This is a genomic window from Streptomyces sp. JB150, assembly GCF_011193355.1.
Classification (GTDB): Bacteria; Actinomycetota; Actinomycetes; order Streptomycetales; family Streptomycetaceae; genus Streptomyces.
In genome coordinates this window covers 3,494,936-3,513,989 of the sequence record NZ_CP049780.1, presented here as the reverse complement: position 1 = coordinate 3,513,989, position 19,054 = coordinate 3,494,936, and the positions used below count along the sequence as shown (strand labels likewise).

Annotated in this window: 21 protein-coding genes; 7 read left to right on the top strand and 14 right to left on the bottom strand. The window is 71.9% G+C overall.

All coding sequences use genetic code 11. The annotated features are described in order from the left end of the window. Window positions 1-37: 37 nt before the first annotated feature. Window positions 38-814 carry a phosphate ABC transporter ATP-binding protein PstB gene (gene pstB / locus G7Z13_RS16495; protein ID WP_166000128.1) on the top strand — a complete coding sequence of 259 codons (777 nt, stop codon included), beginning with the start codon at window positions 38-40 and terminating at the stop codon, window positions 812-814. A gap of 170 nt (window positions 815-984) precedes the next feature. Here the strand turns inward: pstB and G7Z13_RS16490 are convergent, their stop codons facing one another. Both G7Z13_RS16490 and G7Z13_RS16485 read right to left on the bottom strand, forming a co-directional pair. Then, a complete protein-coding gene (locus G7Z13_RS16490) occupies window positions 985-1,983 on the bottom strand; it encodes an inorganic phosphate transporter (protein ID WP_166000126.1) in 999 nt (332 codons plus the stop codon). A gap of 7 nt (window positions 1,984-1,990) precedes the next feature. Continuing rightward, window positions 1,991-2,611: a DUF47 family protein gene (locus tag G7Z13_RS16485; protein ID WP_166000123.1), complete on the bottom strand. Its 621-nt coding sequence runs from the start codon at window positions 2,609-2,611 to the stop codon at window positions 1,991-1,993. A 224-nt stretch (window positions 2,612-2,835) separates the two neighbouring features. Between G7Z13_RS16485 and G7Z13_RS16480 the strand changes: the two genes are divergently transcribed. Then, the gene (locus G7Z13_RS16480) at window positions 2,836-3,219 is read left to right on the top strand and encodes a metal-sensitive transcriptional regulator (RefSeq protein WP_166000121.1); all 384 of its coding nucleotides are present in this window, start codon (window positions 2,836-2,838) and stop codon (window positions 3,217-3,219) included. Window positions 3,220-3,234: 15 nt separating this feature from the next. Here G7Z13_RS16480 and G7Z13_RS16475 read toward each other — a convergent pair whose 3' ends face one another. The 9 genes from G7Z13_RS16475 to mshD form a co-directional block, all read right to left on the bottom strand. Then, complete coding sequence (locus tag G7Z13_RS16475) at window positions 3,235-3,411, bottom strand: hypothetical protein (RefSeq protein WP_166000117.1); 177 nt, start codon at window positions 3,409-3,411, stop codon at window positions 3,235-3,237. Window positions 3,412-3,568: 157 nt separating this feature from the next. After that, window positions 3,569-4,408 (bottom strand): hypothetical protein, encoded by an 840-nt coding sequence (locus G7Z13_RS16470; RefSeq protein ID WP_166000115.1) that lies wholly within the window; start codon window positions 4,406-4,408, stop codon window positions 3,569-3,571. A 339-nt stretch (window positions 4,409-4,747) separates the two neighbouring features. Further along, window positions 4,748-5,224 carry an NUDIX hydrolase gene (locus G7Z13_RS16465; protein ID WP_166000113.1) on the bottom strand — a complete coding sequence of 159 codons (477 nt, stop codon included), beginning with the start codon at window positions 5,222-5,224 and terminating at the stop codon, window positions 4,748-4,750. 16 nt (window positions 5,225-5,240) lie between these two features. Continuing rightward, window positions 5,241-6,290 (bottom strand): CHAD domain-containing protein, encoded by a 1,050-nt coding sequence (locus G7Z13_RS16460; protein ID WP_166000111.1) that lies wholly within the window; start codon window positions 6,288-6,290, stop codon window positions 5,241-5,243. Window positions 6,291-6,384: 94 nt separating this feature from the next. Further along, entirely contained in the window at window positions 6,385-8,757 is a 2,373-nt protein-coding gene (locus G7Z13_RS16455; protein ID WP_206313083.1) for an RNA degradosome polyphosphate kinase, read from the bottom strand. Window positions 8,758-9,000: 243 nt separating this feature from the next. Continuing rightward, window positions 9,001-9,990 (bottom strand): ABC transporter permease, encoded by a 990-nt coding sequence (locus tag G7Z13_RS16450; RefSeq protein ID WP_166000105.1) that lies wholly within the window; start codon window positions 9,988-9,990, stop codon window positions 9,001-9,003. Then, window positions 9,987-10,940 carry an ABC transporter ATP-binding protein gene (locus tag G7Z13_RS16445; protein WP_166000104.1) on the bottom strand — a complete coding sequence of 318 codons (954 nt, stop codon included), beginning with the start codon at window positions 10,938-10,940 and terminating at the stop codon, window positions 9,987-9,989. Before G7Z13_RS16445 ends, G7Z13_RS16450 begins: the two co-directional genes overlap by 4 nt. Then, the gene (locus G7Z13_RS16440) at window positions 10,937-11,323 is read right to left on the bottom strand and encodes a GntR family transcriptional regulator (RefSeq protein WP_166000103.1); all 387 of its coding nucleotides are present in this window, start codon (window positions 11,321-11,323) and stop codon (window positions 10,937-10,939) included. The genes G7Z13_RS16445 and G7Z13_RS16440 overlap by 4 nt, the downstream gene beginning before the upstream one ends. 101 nt (window positions 11,324-11,424) lie before the next feature. Further along, window positions 11,425-12,351, bottom strand: a complete 927-nt coding sequence (mshD, locus tag G7Z13_RS16435; protein ID WP_166000102.1) for a mycothiol synthase — start codon at window positions 12,349-12,351, stop codon at window positions 11,425-11,427. 182 nt (window positions 12,352-12,533) lie between these two features. Here mshD and G7Z13_RS16430 point away from each other — a divergent pair, with 182 nt between their 5' ends. Further along, window positions 12,534-14,339: a bifunctional metallophosphatase/5'-nucleotidase gene (locus tag G7Z13_RS16430; protein ID WP_166000101.1), complete on the top strand. Its 1,806-nt coding sequence runs from the start codon at window positions 12,534-12,536 to the stop codon at window positions 14,337-14,339. A gap of 240 nt (window positions 14,340-14,579) precedes the next feature. Here the strand turns inward: G7Z13_RS16430 and G7Z13_RS16425 are convergent, their stop codons facing one another. From G7Z13_RS16425 to G7Z13_RS16415, 3 genes are all read right to left on the bottom strand, one after another. Then, window positions 14,580-16,649 (bottom strand): pectinesterase family protein, encoded by a 2,070-nt coding sequence (locus tag G7Z13_RS16425; RefSeq protein WP_166000099.1) that lies wholly within the window; start codon window positions 16,647-16,649, stop codon window positions 14,580-14,582. A gap of 122 nt (window positions 16,650-16,771) precedes the next feature. After that, on the bottom strand, window positions 16,772-17,023 hold the full coding sequence (locus G7Z13_RS16420; RefSeq protein WP_166000097.1) for a hypothetical protein: 252 nt from the start codon (window positions 17,021-17,023) through the stop codon (window positions 16,772-16,774). Beyond that, window positions 17,020-17,220, bottom strand: a complete 201-nt coding sequence (locus G7Z13_RS16415) for a hypothetical protein (protein WP_166000096.1) — start codon at window positions 17,218-17,220, stop codon at window positions 17,020-17,022. Before G7Z13_RS16415 ends, G7Z13_RS16420 begins: the two co-directional genes overlap by 4 nt. 137 nt (window positions 17,221-17,357) lie before the next feature. On the opposite strand from G7Z13_RS16415, the gene G7Z13_RS16410 reads away from it, so the two are divergent. The 4 genes from G7Z13_RS16410 to G7Z13_RS16395 are packed head-to-tail and all read left to right on the top strand — an operon-like array spanning window position 17,358 to window position 19,014. Then, complete coding sequence (locus G7Z13_RS16410) at window positions 17,358-18,182, top strand: helix-turn-helix transcriptional regulator (protein ID WP_206313082.1); 825 nt, start codon at window positions 17,358-17,360, stop codon at window positions 18,180-18,182. Continuing rightward, entirely contained in the window at window positions 18,179-18,376 is a 198-nt protein-coding gene (locus G7Z13_RS16405) for a DUF397 domain-containing protein (RefSeq protein ID WP_166000093.1), read from the top strand. Before G7Z13_RS16410 ends, G7Z13_RS16405 begins: the two co-directional genes overlap by 4 nt. Before the next feature lie 16 nt (window positions 18,377-18,392). Continuing rightward, window positions 18,393-18,614, top strand: coding sequence for a DUF397 domain-containing protein (locus tag G7Z13_RS16400; protein WP_166000091.1), 222 nt, complete (start codon window positions 18,393-18,395; stop codon window positions 18,612-18,614). A 52-nt stretch (window positions 18,615-18,666) separates the two neighbouring features. After that, the gene (locus tag G7Z13_RS16395; RefSeq protein ID WP_166000089.1) at window positions 18,667-19,014 is read left to right on the top strand and encodes a DUF6247 family protein; all 348 of its coding nucleotides are present in this window, start codon (window positions 18,667-18,669) and stop codon (window positions 19,012-19,014) included. The last annotated feature ends 40 nt before the right edge of the window (window positions 19,015-19,054 follow it).

The following is a 19,054-nucleotide window of genomic DNA, read 5'->3' as shown; positions in this document are numbered from 1 at the left end:
AACGGCGACCGATCGAACCTCTGGAAGTGACGTAAACATGGCCAAGCGAATCGACGTAAGCGGACTGACCGCCTACTACGGCTCCCACAAGGCGATCGAGGACATCTCGATGACCGTCGAGCCCCGCTCGGTGACGGCCTTCATCGGCCCGTCCGGCTGCGGCAAGTCGACGTTCCTGCGCACCCTGAACCGCATGCACGAGGTCACGCCCGGCGGGCGGGTCGAGGGCAAGGTGATGCTCGACGACGAGGACCTGTACGGCCACGGGGTCGACCCGGTGTCCGTGCGGCGCGAGGTCGGCATGGTGTTCCAGCGCCCGAACCCGTTCCCGACGATGTCGATCTTCGACAACGTGGCGGCCGGGCTGCGCCTGAACGGCAACTACAAGAAGAGCGAGCTGAGCGACATCGTCGAGAAGTCGCTGCGGGGCGCGAACCTCTGGAACGAGGTCAAGGACCGCCTGAACAAGCCGGGTTCCGGCCTCTCCGGCGGCCAGCAGCAGCGCCTGTGCATCGCGCGGGCGATCGCCGTCGAGCCGAACGTCCTGCTCATGGACGAGCCGTGCTCCGCGCTCGACCCGATCTCCACCCTCGCCATCGAGGACCTGATCGGCGAGCTGAAGGAACGGTTCACGATCGTCATCGTCACGCACAACATGCAGCAGGCGGCGCGTGTCTCGGACCGTACGGCCTTCTTCAACCTCGCGGCGGTCGGGCAGCCCGGCCGGCTGATCGAGATCGACGACACGGAGCGGATCTTCTCCAACCCGTCGGTCCAGGCGACCGAGGACTACATCTCCGGCCGCTTCGGCTGAGCCGACGACTCCTCGCGGTGCTGCATGGCGGTGCCACCGCGAGGTCGCAAAAGGGCCCGCCCCTGGCTCCCGGGGGCGGGCCCATCGCGTTGCCTGCGGCGCCTCGCGGCGGTGCTTCGGCGGCGGTACTCCGCGGCGGCGCATCGGCGCCGCCGTACGGGCGCCGGGTGCTACAGGAACGCCAGGTGCACCAGGCCGTACGAGGCCGCCGCCACCGCCGCCGCCGCCGGCATGGTGATGAACCAGCCGAGGACGATGTTCTTGGCGACGCCCCAGCGGACGGCGTTCACGCGCTTGGTGGCGCCGACGCCCATGATCGCGGAGGTGATGACATGGGTGGTGGAGATCGGCGCGTGGAAGAGGAACGCCGAGCCGAACATGATCGTCGCGCCGGTGGTCTCGGCGGCGAAGCCCTGCGGCGGGTCCAGCTCGATGATCTTGCGGCCGAGGGTGCGCATGATGCGCCAGCCGCCCGCGTAGGTGCCCGCCGACAGCATCACGGCGCAAGCGACCTTGACCCAGATCGGGATCGGGTCGCCGTAGTCCTCGACGTCGGCGATGACCAGGGCCATGACCACGATGCCCATGGTCTTCTGGGCGTCCTGGAGGCCGTGGCCGAGCGCCATGCCGGCCGCGGACACCGTCTGCGCGATCCGGAAGCCGCGCTTGGCCTTGTGCGGGTTGGTGCGCCGGAACATCCACATGATGGCCGTCATCACGAGGTAGCCGGCCAGGAGGCCCACCACCGGGGACACGAACATCGGGATGACGATCTTCTCCAGCACGCCGTCCCAGTACACGGTCGTCCCGCCGGCCAGCGCCGCGCCCACCATGCCGCCGAACAGCGCGTGGGAGGAGGAGGACGGCAGGCCGAAGTACCAGGTGACGAGGTTCCAGACGATCGCGCCGACCAGCGCGGCGAAGAGGATCCCCATGCCGGTGGAGCCCTCGGGTGTCTGGATCAGGCCCTCGCTGACCGTCTTGGCGACGCCCGAGCCGAGGAACGCGCCCGCGAGGTTCATCACGGCCGCCATCGCGAGCGCCGCGCGCGGGGTGAGCGCGCGCGTCGACACGGAGGTGGCGATCGCGTTGGCCGAGTCGTGGAAGCCGTTGGTGTAGGTGAAGAACAGTGCGACCAGGATGGTCACGACCAGGGCAAAGGTGTCCATCGACGCCTCAGGACTCCTTGACGGCGATGGTCTCCACCGTGTTCGCCACGTGTTCGAAAGCGTCGGCGGCCTCTTCGAGGACGTCGACGATCTGCTTGAGCTTCAGCACCTCGATGGCGTCGTACTTGCCGTTGAAGAGGTGGGCGAGCAGCTTGCGGTGGATCTGGTCGGCCTGGTTCTCGAGGCGGTTGACCTCGATCCAGTACTCGGTGAGGTTCTCCATCGTGCGCAGGTGCGGCATGGCCTCGGCGGTCAGCTCCGCCGCCCGCGCCAGCACCTCGATCTGCTGCTCCACGCCCTTGGGCAGCTCGTCGACGTTGTAGAGGACGACCAGGTCGACGGCCTCCTCCATGAAGTCCATGATGTCGTCGAGGGAGGAGGCGAGGGAGTAGATGTCCTCGCGGTCGAAGGGCGTGATGAAGGAGGAGTTCAGCTGGTGGAAGATCGCGTGCGTGGCGTCGTCACCTGCGTGTTCCGCTGCCCGCATACGCTCCGCGATCTCGGCCCGGGCGGAGGCGTCCGCCCCGAGCAGTTCCATCAGGAGCTTGGAGCCCGTGACGATGTTGTCCGCGGAGGCGGCGAACATGTCGTAGAAGCTCGTCTCCCTGGGGGTCAGACGAAAGCGCACGTGGGGTCCTCGGGATGCATCGGTTTCGGTCAGGCTGATGCTAGGCGCATCATCCGGCCACGGCTATCGGGCCGTCCCCCAGTGTCGCCCATCAGGCAGAGTTATCGGCACGGGGGCGTCGCGGGGGCACGGTGCAGCCTGCCGGCAAGGGGCGCATACCCGGCAAAGTCCAGTACGATATACCCAGTAGGGGTATGGGGATGGGTTTGTGGATGGAGGACGCTATGACGACCACCGAGGCCGGCGCCGGTGCGCCCGCCGAAGCCGTCGCGGAGGCGGTCGCGGAGGGTTCCGCCGAGGCCGTGGTGACCGATCACGACCGCGGGCTCCACGGGTACCACCACCAGAAGGACGAGCACCTCAAGCGGCTGCGCCGGATCGAGGGCCAGATCCGCGGTTTGCAGCGGATGGTCGACGAGGACGTCTACTGCATCGACATACTCACCCAGGTCTCGGCCTCCACGAAGGCCCTGCAGTCCTTCGCGCTGCAGCTGCTGGAGGAGCACCTGCGGCACTGCGTGGCCGACGCGGCGCTCAAGGGCGGGGACGAGATCAACGCCAAGGTCGAGGAGGCCACCAAGGCGATCGGGCGGATGCTGCGCACCTGACCCCGCCGGTCCGTACTACGGTCTCGGCGCGCTCGCGCGTTCCTCGGCCACCCGCAGGACCTGGTCGATGCTCTCCATGCTGAGCCGGTCCTCGGCGGCCGAGGCCGCGATGATCAGCTCTCCGCACAGCTCGATCTCGGCGAGGGCCACGTGGTCCTGAACCGCCGGACCGCCGACCGGAGCCACGCGCATCACCTCTTCTCTGCCGTCACCGCTTCCTAGAGTAGGGAGCGGCCCGCGCACCGCGCATGGCACGGACGGGCTAGTTCCAGCCGGTCACCTCTCCCGTGCGCGGCCCCCTCGGCCGTCCCCCGGGCCCCTCCCCCGGCCCGTTCCTCCGCGCGGGCGCTCACTGCTCCGCGATCCGGCCCGCGTAGATGTCCCGCGCGGGCGGCAGCCGTACGTCGGCGGGGGTGCCGAAGGCGTACAGCAGGGTCGTGGAGGCCACCGCCACGGCCGTCTTCCCGCTGCCGTTGACGAAGCTGAAGCGGTGCCGGACCTTGCGGATGCGGCCCTCGTCGTCCAGGAAGACGTCGAACGGGACCTCGGCCGTGGCGAACCCTTCTGCCGCCGCCGCGAGCGACGCCCTCCCGCCGGGCGAGGCCTTCTTCGCGGCCTCGGCGAGGTGCGCGGTGCCGCGGTAGTGGCGCACCGGCGTGCCCGCGAACCGCGTCCGGCCGACATACGTCGCCGTCCGCGCCCCGCGCAGCACCTCCGCCGCGGCGAGCGGATCGGTGGCGCCGCCGGTGACCAGGTTGCCGTCGGAGAGCGTGCCGGTGTCGACCCGGACCCACTTGTCGGCCGGGACGCCCGCGCCGCGGTTCTTCATGTAGAGGGCGCCCGGCGCGAGGAGTTCGGTGATGGGGCGGCGCTCGGCCGCGCCCGCCGGGTCGTGCGGGAGCATCACCTTCAGGCGGCCCAGGCCGCGCGTGTAGTCGTAGACGCCCTCGCCGCGGATCGTCACGCGGGTGCCGCCGGTGGCCATCTCCATCGACGTGCGCGCCTTCGAGGTGCGCGCGGCCACCAGGACGTCGGCGGCCCGGTGCAGGGTCCCCACCGGGTCGGCGGCCGCGGCGTCGTCGGCCGCCGCGCCGCTGCTCTCGCATCCCGTGGCGCCCAGGCAGACCCAGGCCATCAGCCCCGCCGCGACGACCGTCCCGCCCGCCCTGCCGTGCTGCCGCTCCGCCATCGCCTGCCTACCCCCAGCCGTCCGTCGGTCCGTCACGGGCCCCGTGTTGTCCGGTTAACGACGGGTAGGTGGGGCCGTCACGCCGCCGGGGCGGGGCGCGCGTCGCGGGCGGAGGGCTCTCCACGGGCTGTTCACCTTCACCGGTTACCGTGACGGCGTGACCGAGCAGGACAGGCTCGCCCCTGGCCGAAACCATGCGGAACACCGGGTGACGACGGTGGAGCAGGGGCCGTTTTGTGTGGCGCGGTGCAGTTGCGGCTGGCGCGGGCCCGCCCGGCGGGCGCGCAGTCAGGCACGCACGGACGGGGCGGGGCACGCCGGTGAGGGGTGAGCCGGGCGTCAGCCGTCCCGCAGGGCGGCCAGGAGCGCGTCCACCAGTTCCCTGTCGCGGGGCCGGGTGAGGCGGTCGCGGGCCGCGTCCGCGGGCAGCCACAGGATCCGGTCGACCTCGTCGGTGGGCACGAAGGTGCCGGGGCCGGCCTCGGCCGCCCAGTAACGGACCTCCTTGGGGCGGCCGTCGGCCAGGTAGCGCGCGGTCGGCAGCTCGGCGCCCGGCACCGCCGTGTGGCCGGTCTCCTCCTCCACCTCGCGCAGCGCGCCGGACAGCGGGTCCTCGCCCCGCTTCAGCTTGCCCTTGGGGTGCGACCAGTCGTCGTACCTGGGGCGGTGCACCAGGCAGATCTCCACTGCCGCGCCGGCCGCCGGGCGGCGCCACAGGACACAGCCGGCGGCCCGGACCGGGTCACCGGCCCCGGCGGCGGCCGGGACGCCGGCCTGCCGGCCGGCCGGGGGGCGCTGCCCGCCGTCCGCGCTCACGGGGTGCTCTCCGCGCTCATGGCGTGCTCACCGTCTGCTTCTGCCAGGACTGCTGGAACGCGAACCGGGCCGCCTCCACCTCGTGGCGCTGGTCGGCGTGCAGGACGCCGAGGGCGTAGGCGGTGGCGGGGGCGATCCGCGGGGTACGGGCCGCGGCGGCGGCCGCGGCGGCGGCCTCGGAGGCGTCGCGGTGCCGGTTCAGGGCCTGTCCCGCGGCCAGCAGGCGGACGTCGACCGGGCCCGCCTCGCCCTCCAGGACCTCACGGGCGTAGCGGTGCAGGCGCAGCAGGAGGCGGACCTGGTGCCAGGGGGCGTCCTGCGGGTGCGGGGCCGGGTCGGGGGAGAGGCCGTGGATCAGGGCCTCGGCGTTGTACGGGCTGCCCGCGGTGACCAGGGGCAGGGCGGCGACCGCGGCCGTCAGGCGCTCCTGTGCCGCGGTGGCGAGCGGGCGCAGGTCGGTCGCCGCGGCGGTGGCGGTGAGCGGGACCTCGCTGGCGAGTAAGGCGACCTTGTCGGCCACCGCGTGGAAGCGGGAGGAGCCGAGGGCCTGCAGGGCGGTGGAGTGGGCCCGGGTGCGGGCGAGGGTGAGCTGGCGGTCGAGGAGGGCGCCGGCCTTCGCGGCGCCCACGGTGAGGCTCCCCCGCTCCGGACCGCCGCCACCACCGCCGCCGCCACCGCCCACGCGGGCCGTCGCGCCGCTGCCCGCCCGGTCCGGGAACGCCGCCGAGCCCGACAGCCGGTGCAGGGCGTTCAGCAGGCGGTCCAGGCGGGACGCGTAGGCGTGCTCCAGGGCCAGCGTGCCGGACAGCCAGGCCAGTTCGGGGCGCATGGCCTCGGACCAGTCGCTGTCCAGCAGCGGGCGGAAGGTGTGCAGGCTGCCGCTGATCCGGCGGGCCGAGCGGCGCAGCGCCCGGGCCGCGTCGAGGGAGTCCCCGGTGCCGGTTTCCCGGTGCTGGCGCAGGGCGCGCAGGAACTCCGTGGCCTGGGCGCGCAGATAGCCCGCGAGCACGTCCCCGGTGGGGGTGCCCGCCCGCTCCGTGCCCGCCCGCACGGTGCCTGCCCGCACGGTGCCTGTCCGCTCCGTGCCCGCCCGCACTGTGCCCGCCCGTTCCGGCGCGGCCGCCGGTTCGGGGCGCGGCCCGGCCACGGGGTCCGTCGGGTCAAGGTGTCGCTTTGCCACGCCGGCGCCTCCGGGCGTCTATGAGCATCTCCTGGATGTTCCGCAGGGGCGTGCCGTCCCCGTCCGTCGCGTGCCGGGTCCACTCGCCGTCGGGGCCGAGGTGCCAGGACGCGGTGGAGTCCGACATCCCGGTCTCCAGCAGCCGGCTGAGGGCGGCCCGGTGGGCGGGGTCGACGACCCGGACGAGGGCCTCTATCCGGCGGTCGAGGTTGCGGTGCATCATGTCCGCGCTGCCGATCCACACCTCGGGCTCGCCGCCGTTGGCGAAGGCGAAGATGCGGGAGTGTTCGAGGAACCGGCCGAGGACCGAGCGGACCCGGATGTTCTCCGACAGGCCCGCGACTCCCGGCCGCACCGCGCAGATGCCGCGCACCCAGACGTCGACCGGCACGCCCGCCTGGGACGCCCGGTAGCAGGCGTCGATGACGGCCTCGTCGACCATCGAGTTGACCTTGATGCGGACGTAGGCGGGGCGGCCGGCGCGGTGGTGCTGGATCTCCTTGTTGATGCGGGAGATGAGGCCGTCGCGCAGCGACTTGGGGGCCACCAGGAGACGGCGGTAGGTCTCCCGGCGTGAGTAGCCGGAGAGGCGGTTGAAGAGGTCGGAGAGGTCCGCGCCGACCTGGGGGTCCGCGGTGAGCAGGCCGAGGTCCTCGTAGAGCCGGGCCGTCTTCGGGTGGTAGTTGCCGGTGCCGACGTGGCTGTAGCGCCGTAGCGTCTCGCCCTCCTGACGGACCACCAGGGACAGCTTGCAGTGGGTCTTCAGGCCGACGAGGCCGTAGACGACGTGGCAGCCGGCCTCCTCCAGCTTCTTCGCCCACTTGATGTTGGCGTGCTCGTCGAAGCGGGCCTTGATCTCGACGAGGACGAGGACCTGCTTGCCGGCCTCGGCCGCGTCTATGAGCGCGTTGACGATGGGGGAGTCGCCGGAGGTGCGGTAGAGGGTCTGCTTGATCGCGAGGACGTCGGGGTCCTCGGCGGCCTGCTCGATGAAGGCCTGCACCGACGTGGAGAACGAGTCGTAGGGGTGGTGCAGCAGCACGTCCCGCTGGCGCAGGGCGGCGAAGATGTCGGGCGGCGAGGAGGACTCGACCTCCGCGAGGTCGCGGTGGGTGCCGGCGATGAACTTGCGGTACTTCAGCTCGGGCCGGTCGAGGCCGTGTATGCGGAAGAGGCCGGTGAGGTCCAGGGGGCCGGGCAGCGGGTAGACCTCGGCCTCGCTGATCTTCAGCTCGCGCACCAGCAGGTCCAGCACCTCGCGGTCGATGGACTCCTCGACCTCCAGGCGCACCGGCGGCCCGAAGCGGCGCCGCATCAGCTCCTTCTCCAGGGCCTGGAGCAGGTTCTCGGCGTCGTCCTCCTCGACCTCCAGGTCCTCGTTGCGGGTGAGGCGGAAGGCGTGGTGCTCCAGCACCTCCATGCCCGGGAACAGCTCCTCCAGGTGGGCGGCGATGACGTCCTCGATGGGGACGTACCGGCCCGGGGAGGCCTCCAGGAAGCGGGACAGCAGCGGCGGCACCTTCACGCGGGCGAAGTGCCGGTGGCCGCTGACCGGGTTGCGCACGACGACGGCCAGGTTCAGGGACAGGCCGGAGATGTACGGGAAGGGGTGCGCGGGGTCCACGGCGAGCGGGGTGAGCACCGGGAAGATCTGGTGCTTGAAGAGGGTGAACAGGCGGGCCTGTTCCTTCTCGGTCAGCTCGCTCCAGCGGACCAGGTGGATGCCCTCCTCCGCGAGGGCGGGGGCGACGTCCTCGTGGTAGCAGGCGGCGTGCCGGGCCATCAGCTCGCGGGAGCGGGCCCAGATCATCTCCAGCACCTCGCGCGGCTGGAGGCCGGAGGCGGAGCGGGTGGCGACGCCGGTGGCGATACGGCGCTTCAGGCCGGCGACCCGGACCATGAAGAACTCGTCCAGGTTGCTGGCGAAGATCGCCAGGAAGTTCGCTCGTTCGAGCAGGGGGGTGTTCGGGTCCTCGGCGAGTTCGAGGACGCGCTCGTTGAACGCGAGCCAGCTGCGCTCCCGGTCGAGGAAGCGGCCCTGGGGCAGCTGGGCGCCGTCCGCGTGCTCCTCGTACACGTCGAGGTCCGAGTCGATGTCGGGTTCCAGATCGGAGACCGCCGCCGCCACGGTGTGCGGGCGGTGCGCGGCGATGGAGCCCACGGAGGGCTGGGCGTGCTGGACCTGCGGGACCGGTGCCTGGGCGTTCTGCTGGCTCATAGAGCCATTCTTCCGCGCCACGAGCGAGACAGGCGCGTCGGAGCGGGCGGGCGGGAGCACGGCGCTGGCGTCCGCGCTTCCGTTCCCGGAGGTCCCCCCGGGCGGGGGCGAAGGCTCTGGCACGGCGGGCTTCATTCGGCGAGCGTCGCAAGCGTGTCTGAATCGATGGTTACGGCGACATGACGTGTGGGCTAGCGCGCGGCGGCCCGCGGGCGGCCTGGAGGGGGTGCGGGGGGTCCGGGGGTGGCGCGGGGGGTCTGTGGGGTGGGGCGCGGGTGCGTGCGCGGGGGCACCGGGGCGCGGTGACGCCAGCGGGCGCGGGGTGTGCGAACGGGTGCGAGGGGTGCGTACGCCCGGGGGCGTACGCGGGCCCGGGGGTCAGTGGGTGCGGCGGCGGAGCAGTCGGAAGGCGGCGAGGAGCGCGAGCGCCGTGAGGGCGAGGACGAGGGCCGTTTCCATGAGCTGGAGCGGCCAGAAGTGGCCGGCGGGGTGGTAGTCGCGGTAGAAGCCGACGACGTCGTGCTCGGCGAGGCAGCGGGCGTCGTCGACGCAGATCGGGTCGTCGATCCGGGTGCCGTCGGCGGTCAGGGCGCCGTCGTCGACGACCATGCCGATCCAGTCCGGGTACTGCTCCTTGTCGACCAGCGTCTCGGCCGGCCACAGGTGCGGGCGCACCGCGTCGAGCGCGGTGAGCAGGGCGACCAGGGCGGCCGCGGCGGCGGCGAGCGCGGGCAGGGCGCGGCCCAGCAGCAGGCCGGCGAGGACGCCGACCGCCAGGCCGAGCAGGAGGTAGGCGATGAGCAGGGGGCCGTTGACGATGTACGTGGTGGTGCTGTGCCACTCCCGCCAGCCGTCCCGCAGCTCGCCGTCCGACGCCCACACCAGCCGGTGCAGCGCGGTCAGCGCGAGGGCGCCGGTGGTGAGGACCGCGGCGGGCACGGCGAGCTTGGCGGCCAGCCAGCGGGCGGGGGAGACGGACTGGACCCAGGCGAGCCGGGCGGTGCCGTTCTCCAGCTCGCGGCCGGTGAGCGCGCCGCCCGCCCAGGCGGCGACGAGCAGCGGGGCGACGGTGAGCAGCCCGGCGGCGAGGGCGAGGGCGAGGTCGTAGTCCTGGTAGGCGGGGCCCGCGTAGTCGCAGGACAGGTCGGGTGTGCCGGTGGGGCCGCAGTCCATCCGGCGGAATTCCTCCCAGGCGGCTTCCGCGCCCGGCCCGTACGCCCACAGCAGGGCCCCGGCGGCGACGGCGAGCAGCATCAGCCAGAACCAGAGCGCGGAGCGGTGCAGGCGCAGCATCAGCCAGGTCAGGCCGCGTGGCCCGCGGGGCGCGGGGGCGGTGCGGGCCGTGGCCGTGGTCGTCGTGGCGGTCATACGGCGGCCTCCGCGGTGGTGTCGTGGCCGTGCGCGGCGGTGCCGGTGCCGTGCGCGGTGGTGTCGGGGTGGAGTGCGGCGGGGTCGAGGTGGAGCGGCGGGGCGTCGGGGGCGCGCAGGTGGGCGAGGACCAGTTCCTCCAGGGTGGGCTCGGCGCGCTGCCAGGTGCCGCGGAGCGGGCCGCGCGGCCGGATCAGGGCGGTGAGCTGGCGTCCGGTGGTCCGGGACTCGACGACGGTGTGACCGGTGAGGTCGCCGTCGGTCGGGCCGCTGACCCGGGTGTGCGCGGCGAGCACGGCGTCGAGCGGGCCGGCCAGGCGGACCCGGCCGCCGCCGACGAGCAGCAGGTGGTCGCAGGAGCCCTCCAGCTCCGCCACCACGTGCGAGGACATGACGATCGTGGTGCCGTGGTCGGCGGCGTCCGCCATCAGGGCGCCCATCAGCTGGTGCCGGGCCAGCGGGTCGAGGTCGGCCATCGGCTCGTCCAGCAGCAGCACCTCGGGCCGCTTGCCGAGGGCGAGGGCGAGCGCGACGCGGGTGCGCTGGCCGCCGGAGAGCGAGCGGACGCGGGCGCCGGGGTCCAGGTCGCCCCCGGCGACGACGCGGGCGGCGGCGGCCGGGTCGAAGCGGCCGGGGTTCAGCTCCGCGCCGAGGCGCAGGGTGTCGGCGACGGTGAGCTGGGGGTGCAGCGGCTTGTCCTGGGCGACGTAGCCGACGCGCTCGCGGACCCGGGCCGGGTGCTCGCCCAGCACCCGGACGGTGCCCTCGGTGGGGGCGAGCAGTCCGGCGGCGAGGGCGAGCAGGGTGGACTTGCCGGCGCCGTTCGGGCCGACCAGGGCGCACACGCTGCCGGCGGGCAGCCGGAACGTGCAGGCGTTAAGCGCCCGCCGCCGCCCCCCGCGGCCGAAGCTCCTGGCGAGGCCGGCCGCCTCGATGGCGGTGTCGGTCATTCCTGGTCCCCCTTGAAGTGCTTGTCCAGTACGGAAGTGAAGAGCGCGGCCACGTCGTCCCGTTCCAGCCCGGCCTCGCGGGCCTTCGCCGCCCACGCCTCCAGCTCGCTGCGCAGCGGGGAGTCGGCGGGCGCGGCGCCCAGGGAGCGCCGCACGAAGGTGCCGAGGCCGCGGCGGGCCTCCACCAGGCCCTCGCGTTCCAGCTCGCGGTAGGCCTTCAGCACGGTGTTCGGGTTGATGGCGGTGGCCGCCACGACCTCGCGGGCCGTGGGCAGCCGGTCGCCGGGCCGCAGCAGGCCGAGGCGCAGGGCCTGCTTGGTCTGCTGGACGATCTGCAGATAGGTGGCGACTCCGCTGCGCCGGTCGATGCGGTATTCGACCACTCGGCAACCACCCTTTCACTAATTGAGTAGTGAAAGGGTGGTGCAAAGAAGGGGGCGGCGTCAAGATCGCCGCCCCCTGTGGGGCCTGTGCTGACCGATTCTCAGGTTTCGGTCCGGTACATGAGGTCCGTCTCGTATGTGGTGAATCCCAGGCCCTCGTACACCGACACGGCCGCCTTGTTGTCCGCGTCGACGTACAGCATCGCCGTCGGCAGGCCCTGCGCGGCCAGGTGGCGCAGGCCGATCAGGGTGAGCGCCTTGCCGAGGCCGCCGCCCTGCGCGCCGGGCGCGACCCCCACCACGTACACCTCGCCGAGCTGCTCCTCGGCGTGCGTCTTCGTCCAGTGGAAGCCGACCAGCTCGCCCCCGCGCTCGGCCAGGAAGAAGCCCGCCGGTTCGAACCACGGCTCCGCCTTGCGGTCGTCGAGGTCGCGCTGGGTGAGGGAGCCCTGCTCCGGATGGTGCGCGAAGGCGGCCGCGTTGACGGCGAGCCAGGCCGCGTCGTCCTGGCCGGGCACGAAGGTGCGGACGGTGACCCCGGCCGGCAGCACCGGCTCCGGCAGGTCGAACCCGGACAAAGGCCGCCGCATCTGCCGCAGTTCGCGGAACAGGGTCAGCCCCAGCACCTGCGCCAGATGCCGGGCGGCCGAGTGCCCGCCGTGCGCCCACACCCGCAGCCGCTTGCCGGAGGCGGCGAGCAGCGCCGTGCCGAGGGCGCGGCCGTGGCCGTGGCCGCGGTGCGAGGGGTGGACGACCAGCTCGGCGGCCGGGGCCTCGACCGGGTCGGTGTCCTCCAGCTGCGCGTAGCCGACGAGTTCGCCGCCGCTGGTGAGCAGCAGATGGGAGACGCCCTCGCGCTCACCGCCGCGCAGCTGGAGCCGGCCCTGTTCGGACACCGCCTGCCGGCCGTCGACGCGGGCGGCCTGGGCGAGCAGGTCGAGAACGGCCTCGATCTGCCCGGGGGAGAGCGCCGCGTGGGTCTCCAGGGCGCGTGCGGGGCCGGGCCGTGCCAAGTCGTCGCTGGTCATGCCTACGAGAGTAAGGGGAGGCGCCGCCAAAACGGCGGCACGGGGGGACAGCGCGGGCGAGCGCAAGGGGAAACCCAAAGGGAAACCAGGCTGTAACCATGAACCCCCTGTCGCGCTACGCGCGTTGACTCTAGGCTGCGCCGGGACCCTCACACACCCGGATAAGAACGACAGGGGGGCGCATGCCAGCCACCACTCCGCCGCAGGACCGCCGCAGACGGCGTACGACCAGGCTGCTCGCGGCCGCCGCCGGTGTCGCCACCGTCGGCGCGCTGGCCGCCGCGCTGCCGTCGGCCGCCAGCGCCGACGAGAAGACCACGAGTCACAAGCCGGGCCGCTACCAGGACGTGCAGCTGCTCTCCTTCAACGACCTGCACGGCAACCTGGAGCCGCCGGCCGGCTCCTCGGGCCGGGTCACCGAACTCCAGGCCGACGGCACGACGAAGACGGTCGAAGCGGGCGGAATCGAGTACCTGGCCACCCACCTGCGCCAGGCGCGCGAGGGCAACAAGTACTCCGTCACCGCCGCCGGCGGCGACATGGTCGGCGCCTCCCCGCTGCTCTCCGGTCTCTTCCACGACGAGCCCACCATCGAGGCGCTGAACAAGCTGGAGCTGGACGTCACGAGCGTCGGCAACCACGAGTTCGACGAGGGTGCCCGGGAGCTGGCCCGCCTCCAGAAGGGCGGCTGCCACCCCACGGAGGGCTGCTACACGGACGAGGAGTTCGAGGGCGCGGACTTCCCGTACCTGGCGGCCAACGTCCGCGACGAGAAGACGAAGAAGCCCCTCCTCAAGCCGTACTGGGTGTGGAAGAAGAAGGACGTCAGGATCGGCTTCATCGGTGTGACCCTGGAGGGCACCCCGGACATCGTCTCGGCCGAGGGCGTCAAGGGCCTCACCTTCAAGGACGAGGTCGAGACCATCAACAAGTACGCCAAGGTGCTCCAGGCGCAGGGCGTGAAGTCCATCGTGGCGCTCATCCACGAGGGCGGCTTCCCCGCCGGGACGGCGTACAACTACGACTGCGACGCGCCCGGCCCCGGCGACGGCATCTCCGGCCCGATCGTCGACATCGCCAAGAACGTCACCCCGCAGGTCGACGCGCTGGTCACCGGCCACACCCACGCGCCGTACGTCTGCACCGTCGACGACCCGGCCGGCAAGCCCCGCATGGTGACCTCGGCCGCCTCCTTCGGCCGGCTCTACACCGACACCACGCTGACGTACGACCGGTGGACCGGCGACATCGCCCGTACGGCGGTGCGGTCGGCGAACCACGTCGTCACCCGGGACGTCCCCAAGGCGCCCGACATGACCGAGCTGATCGGCAAGTGGAACGCGCTCGCCGCGCCCATCGGCAACCGCCCGATCGGCTACATCTCCGGTGACATCGGCAACACCGGCACCGAGTCCCCGCTCGGCGACCTCATCGCCGACGCCCAGCTCGCCTACGGCAAGGAGCTGGACCCGGAGACCGACCTGGCGCTGATGAACCCGGGCGGCATCCGGGCCCCGCTCACCTACGCGGCCAAGGCGGCCGAGGGCGACGGCGTCGTCACCTACGCCGAGGGCTTCACGGTCCAGCCGTTCGCCAACACCGTCAACCTCCAGGACATCACCGGCACCCAGCTGATCCAGATCCTCAAGGAGCAGGTCAGCGGCGCGAACGCGGCGGCCCCGAAGATCCTCCAGGTCTCCTCGGGCCTCACCTACACCCTGGACCTGACGAAGACCGGCGCGGACCGCGTGGTCACCGACTCCATCAGGCTGAACGGCGCCCCCGTCGACCCGTCGGCGGTGTACCGCGTCGCGTCGAACAGCTTCCTCGCGGGCGGCGGCGACGGCTTCCCGACCCTCGGCCAGGGCACCAACGACCTGGTCGGCGCGGACGACCTGACGGCACTGGAGAAGTACCTGACGGCGAACTCGTCCCCGGCGAGCCCGATCGCACCGCCGAAGGCGGACCGGATCACGATCGTGAAGTAGACGCCGGACCGGGAGACGGGGTGGGGGGAACGCGCGCGAGCGCGTTCCCCCCACCCCGTTCTCGGACTCTTCCGCCTTGCTCGGCTCAGCCGGCCAGGAACCTGTCCAGCGCGGGCTGCGGACGGATCGTGATCCGGGCGTCCGACCAGGTGTGACGGCGCTGCCGGCCCGGGGTGCTGCTCTGAGTTCACCTGTTCGGGCGATGGCGCCCGGAAGGACGCCAGGAGCCTGGGGCGGATCTCAGGACGCCGCGGGTGTCCAGCCCGCCAGCCAGTCCGTGACCTCCTGGTCGGCGGCCTGGGCGTCGGTCAGGTGGGGGCGGTCGGACGAGGCGGAACCGGCGCCGGGGCCGGTGTTCTTGTACTCGGCGAAGCGGTCGTCCTTCCAGGAGAAGCCGCTCATGTCGGTCCAGGGGGTGGTGCGGATGGCGGCGCTGAGGGTGGTGTTGCGGACCGTCGTCTGCGGGTCGAGGGTCGCGTCACCGCCCGCGTGCCAGGGGCGGCCGAGGTAGAAGGTGCGGTCCGAGACGGCGCCGTTCACCGTGGAGTTGGCGATCAGGATGCCCCTGCGCCCGGCGGCCGTGCTCGGTGCCGTGACGTAGCCGGCCGAGGTGCCGTCCCAGCGCTTCTTCAGGGTGATGACCGAGCGGTCGATGACCGCCGTGGCGCGGCCGAAGATGAAGTCGACGTTGCCGACGACGTAGCTGTTGGTCATGTAGACGCGGCCCAGGCGGTCCTTCGCCGCGGTGTCGAGCAGGAGCGTGTCCTGGTCGCCCTCCACGATCACCGAGTCCAGGAACACCTTGTCCGACGCGGTGCGCAGGGCGACGGCCTGGTGGCCGGAGATGTGCTGGTTGGCCTTCTCGTCGAAGTCGTTGGCGATGGTCAGGTTGCGGGCCTGGAAGTCGTCCGCCTCGACGGCGACGGTGGCGCTGCCGCCGGTGCCGTACGTGCCGCCGCCCGGCTTGGGCGTGCCGGAGGCGTTGTTGTAGACGATCACCGTGTCCTTGCGGCTGGCGCCCGTGCCCTGGATGGTGACGTGCGGCTTGTTGGAGGGGACCTTCACCGTCTCGCGGTACGTGCCCGGCTTCACGGCGATGACGACGCGGCTCGGGTTGTTCGCGGGTACGGCGTTCACCGCGGCCTGGACGGTGGAGTACTGGCCGGAACCGTCCCTGGCGACGGTGAGCGTGGTCGCCGCGGCGGCGGCAGCGGTCGTGGCCGCCGTGGTGCCGAGGGAACCGCGGGGGCCCGCACCCGACTTCAGCAGGGCGGGGAGGTCCGCCGCCTTGTCGAGGGTGTAGCCGTAGTACGTCTTCGGGTCGAAGGCGGTGCCGCCGCTCTCGTTGCGTCCGCTGGTGCCGGAGAAGACGTTGCCGCGCTGGACGATCGACGCCGTGGCGTCCTTGATGACGGGGTTCTTCACGCCCTGGAAGAAGGAGTTCTCCAGGACCATCTGCGTCTTCCCGCGCGAGTAGTTGCCGTAGGAGGAGGTGACGGCGGTCCCCGGAGTGTCCTCCAGGACGTTGTTGTAGAGGTGCGCGTGGGCGGCGTTGTCCGTGGACGGGTTGCGCTGCTCGGTCTCGCGGAACCAGTTGTGGTGGATCGTGATGTCCGTGACGACGTTCTCGGTCCAGCCGATGCCGAACGTCTTGTCGTTGTCGCTCAGCTTGTTCCACGACACGGTGATGTTCGTACTGTCCTTGCGGACGTCGATGAGCCCGTCCGCCATGTGCCGCAGGTTGTTGTGGTCGATCCAGACGTGGTGCGCGCCGTCCATCTGGATCGCGTCGTAGTCGTGCTCCTTGTCGTTCCAGACGCCCTGGTACGCGTCCCGGATCGTCAGGTTCCGGATGATCACGTTGTGCACGCCGGGGCCGAGGAAGAAGCCGCCGCCGACGATGTGCCCGGAGGTGCCGGAGCCGATGATGGTCTTGTCGGAGGCGACCTTGATCTCCTTGCCGGCCGGGGACATGGTGATGGTCCCGGCGACGACGATGACGTACGGCTCGGGGGCGGTCGCGTACTTCTCCAGGTCCGCGAGCGTGCGGACGGTGACGGTCTGACCGCCCCGCCCGCCGTACGTGCCGTTCTGGCCGAGGGAGTTCACGGAGGCGAAGCCGTCGGCGGTCGCCGTCGCCCACGCGGGCACCACGGCGGCCGCCGCCTCGGGCTGCGCGTGCTCGCCGTAGACGAGCGCCCCCGCGGCGATCAGGGCGAGGGGGACACCGGCCGCGAGCACCGTCGTCCGGCGCCTGCGGTGCTGTGCCCTGCGGGGCTTGCGGGGCTTGCCACGAGTCGTCTCACTCATGCGGGTTCCGTTCGTCCGTGGGGTGTGGGGATGGTCGACGAACAGTCGCCGCGGACGCCTGGAAGGTTGCCGGGGCGGCCGAACGAACCCGACGTCGCCGGGTGACGCGGTCCTCGTGCGGGTCACCGCCGGCTGACCGCGATCCGCAGGACGTCCGCCAGGGACTCGGTGGCCCGGGTGAGCGCGAACCGCACGGCCCGCTCACCCGCCTTGGCGTCGCCGAGTACGGCCCTCGCCCCGGCCAGCACCTCCTGGGCGGAGCGCAGTTGGGCGGCCTCGATGTCGTCGGCGAGCCGCGAGAGGGGGCTGTGCGGGTCGTCGCTGCTGAGGTAGCAGGGCTTGCCGTCGACGCCCGTCCAGGGGAGCAGCCTCATGCGGGGACCTCCAGGTAGGGGCGTACGAGCGGGGTGTCGAGCCAGACGGGCTCCAGGGCGATCGGCGGGGCGGGCGGGGGCGGTGGCGGGGGCGCCGTGGCGCGGTGGCGTCCCTCGGCGGGCAGCAGGAGCCGTACGAGGGCGAGCAGGACGGTCTCGCAGAGCGCGGCGAGGCGCAGGCGGAGGCGCAGAGGCATGGGGGTGCCCTTCCGGGGCGTGACAGGGGTGGCTGACGAGCGGCGATTACCGTTCGTGCCTCGATGGTTACGGATCACGCGTACGCTGCGGAAGAGGTTCGGTGTTGTCTGGCGCCCAGGCAACGGGGAGGGGTGACGTGGGCGAAAAGGTTGACGCTCAGCGGGTTTCCGGGCGGGCGATGCTCGGCCAGACGCTGAAGGTCCTGCGGGAGAAGGCCGGAAAGTCACTGGGGCAGCTGGCCGACGACACCGGCTACGAGAAGAGCTATCTGAGCCGGCTGGAGTCGGGCGAGCGGCTGTCCAAGGTGACGGTCATGGAGGACCTCGACGAGTACTACGGCACCGGTGACCTGCTGTTGAGCCACTGGAAGGCGGCTCGGCTGGACGCGTTCAAGGACCAGTACAAGGAGTACATGGCCTTGGAGGCGACGGCGCGGATCATGTGGGTGTTCTCGCTGGGGGTCCCAGGGCTTCTGCAGACCGAGGACTTCGCTCGGGAGGTGTTGTCTGGCGCGCAGACAACGGCCGACGGCGACGAGGCCGTCGAGGAGCAGGTGGCCGCACGGCTTGGTCGTCAGTACCTGCTGAGGCAGAAGCCGGAACCGGAAGTGCGCATCATCGTGGACGAGTTCGCGCTCCGACGGCCCGCCGCCCAGGGCAAGACCTGGGAGGATCAGCTGCTGCATCTCGAGGCCGCCGCGCTGTGGCCCAACGTGGCGCTCCAGGTACTGCCCTTCTCGGCGGGAGCGCACCACCATATGAACGGATCGCTGACGCTGCTCTGGCAGAGCGACGGGAGCGCTGTTGCTTACAAGGAGGGCAACGGGTGCAGCCGGTTGATCGAGGATCCGCACGAGGTTCTGCGGCAGCGATTGTCCTACGATCGGCTCCGCGACCTGGCGCTGTCCCCGTCGGAATCGCTCGCGCTCATCAGGGACGTACTGGAGGAGCACAGATCATGACGGGCACCCCCGACCTCAGCACCGCCGTGTGGCGTAAGTCGTCCTACAGCGAAGGGGGAGCCAACGACTGCGTCGAAGTCGCCGACAACTGCCCCGGCATAGTCCCGGTCCGCGACAGCAAAGCCCCGGAGGGCCCGGTGCTCGTGTTCGGGGCCGGCTCGTGGGTGTCGTTCGTGAACGGCGTCAAGAGCTGACGGAGGTCGCCGGATCATGAATCGAGCCCTCGCCCTCACCACCGCCGTGTGGCGTAAGTCGTCCTACAGCGACGGGGGAGACAACAACTGCGTCGAGGTCGCCGACAACTGCCCCGGCATAGTCCCGGTCCGTGACAGCAAGATCCCGGCCGGCCGGGTCCTGCTCTTCGGGGCGTCTCCGTGGGCCGCGTTCGTGGAGGGCGTCAAGCAGGAGAGGGCTTCGCACGCTCTCGGGTGAAGCGGGCGGGAACCCGGGACGCGAAGGTGTGCGGTTCGGTCACGGTGATCCCATGGCACAGGAACTCGATCAAGCACCGGAGGGGGCCCGGGTCCCGTTCTCCCGGACTCCCAAGGCGCTGCGCGAGGCCATTGCCCAGCACGCACCTGTGCTTCTGCCCGACTTCGACAAACACTGGAAGCGGGCGATCGCCGACACGTACGACCTTCGACCCGTTCCCGCGTTCATGGCTCGTTGGTGGATCGAGTACACGATCGCTCGTGATCCGGAGCTCGATGCACGCCTGCACGACCTGGAACTCCGTGCGGCTGAGTCCACCGACATCGCCGAGGCCAGGGCCCTCCTCGACGAGGCGGCGAGGATTCGGGACAAGGCTCTGAGGACGGAGCCGGGCGAGTGATCGACGACTTCATGACGCCGCCTTGGCAGACGGACTGGCG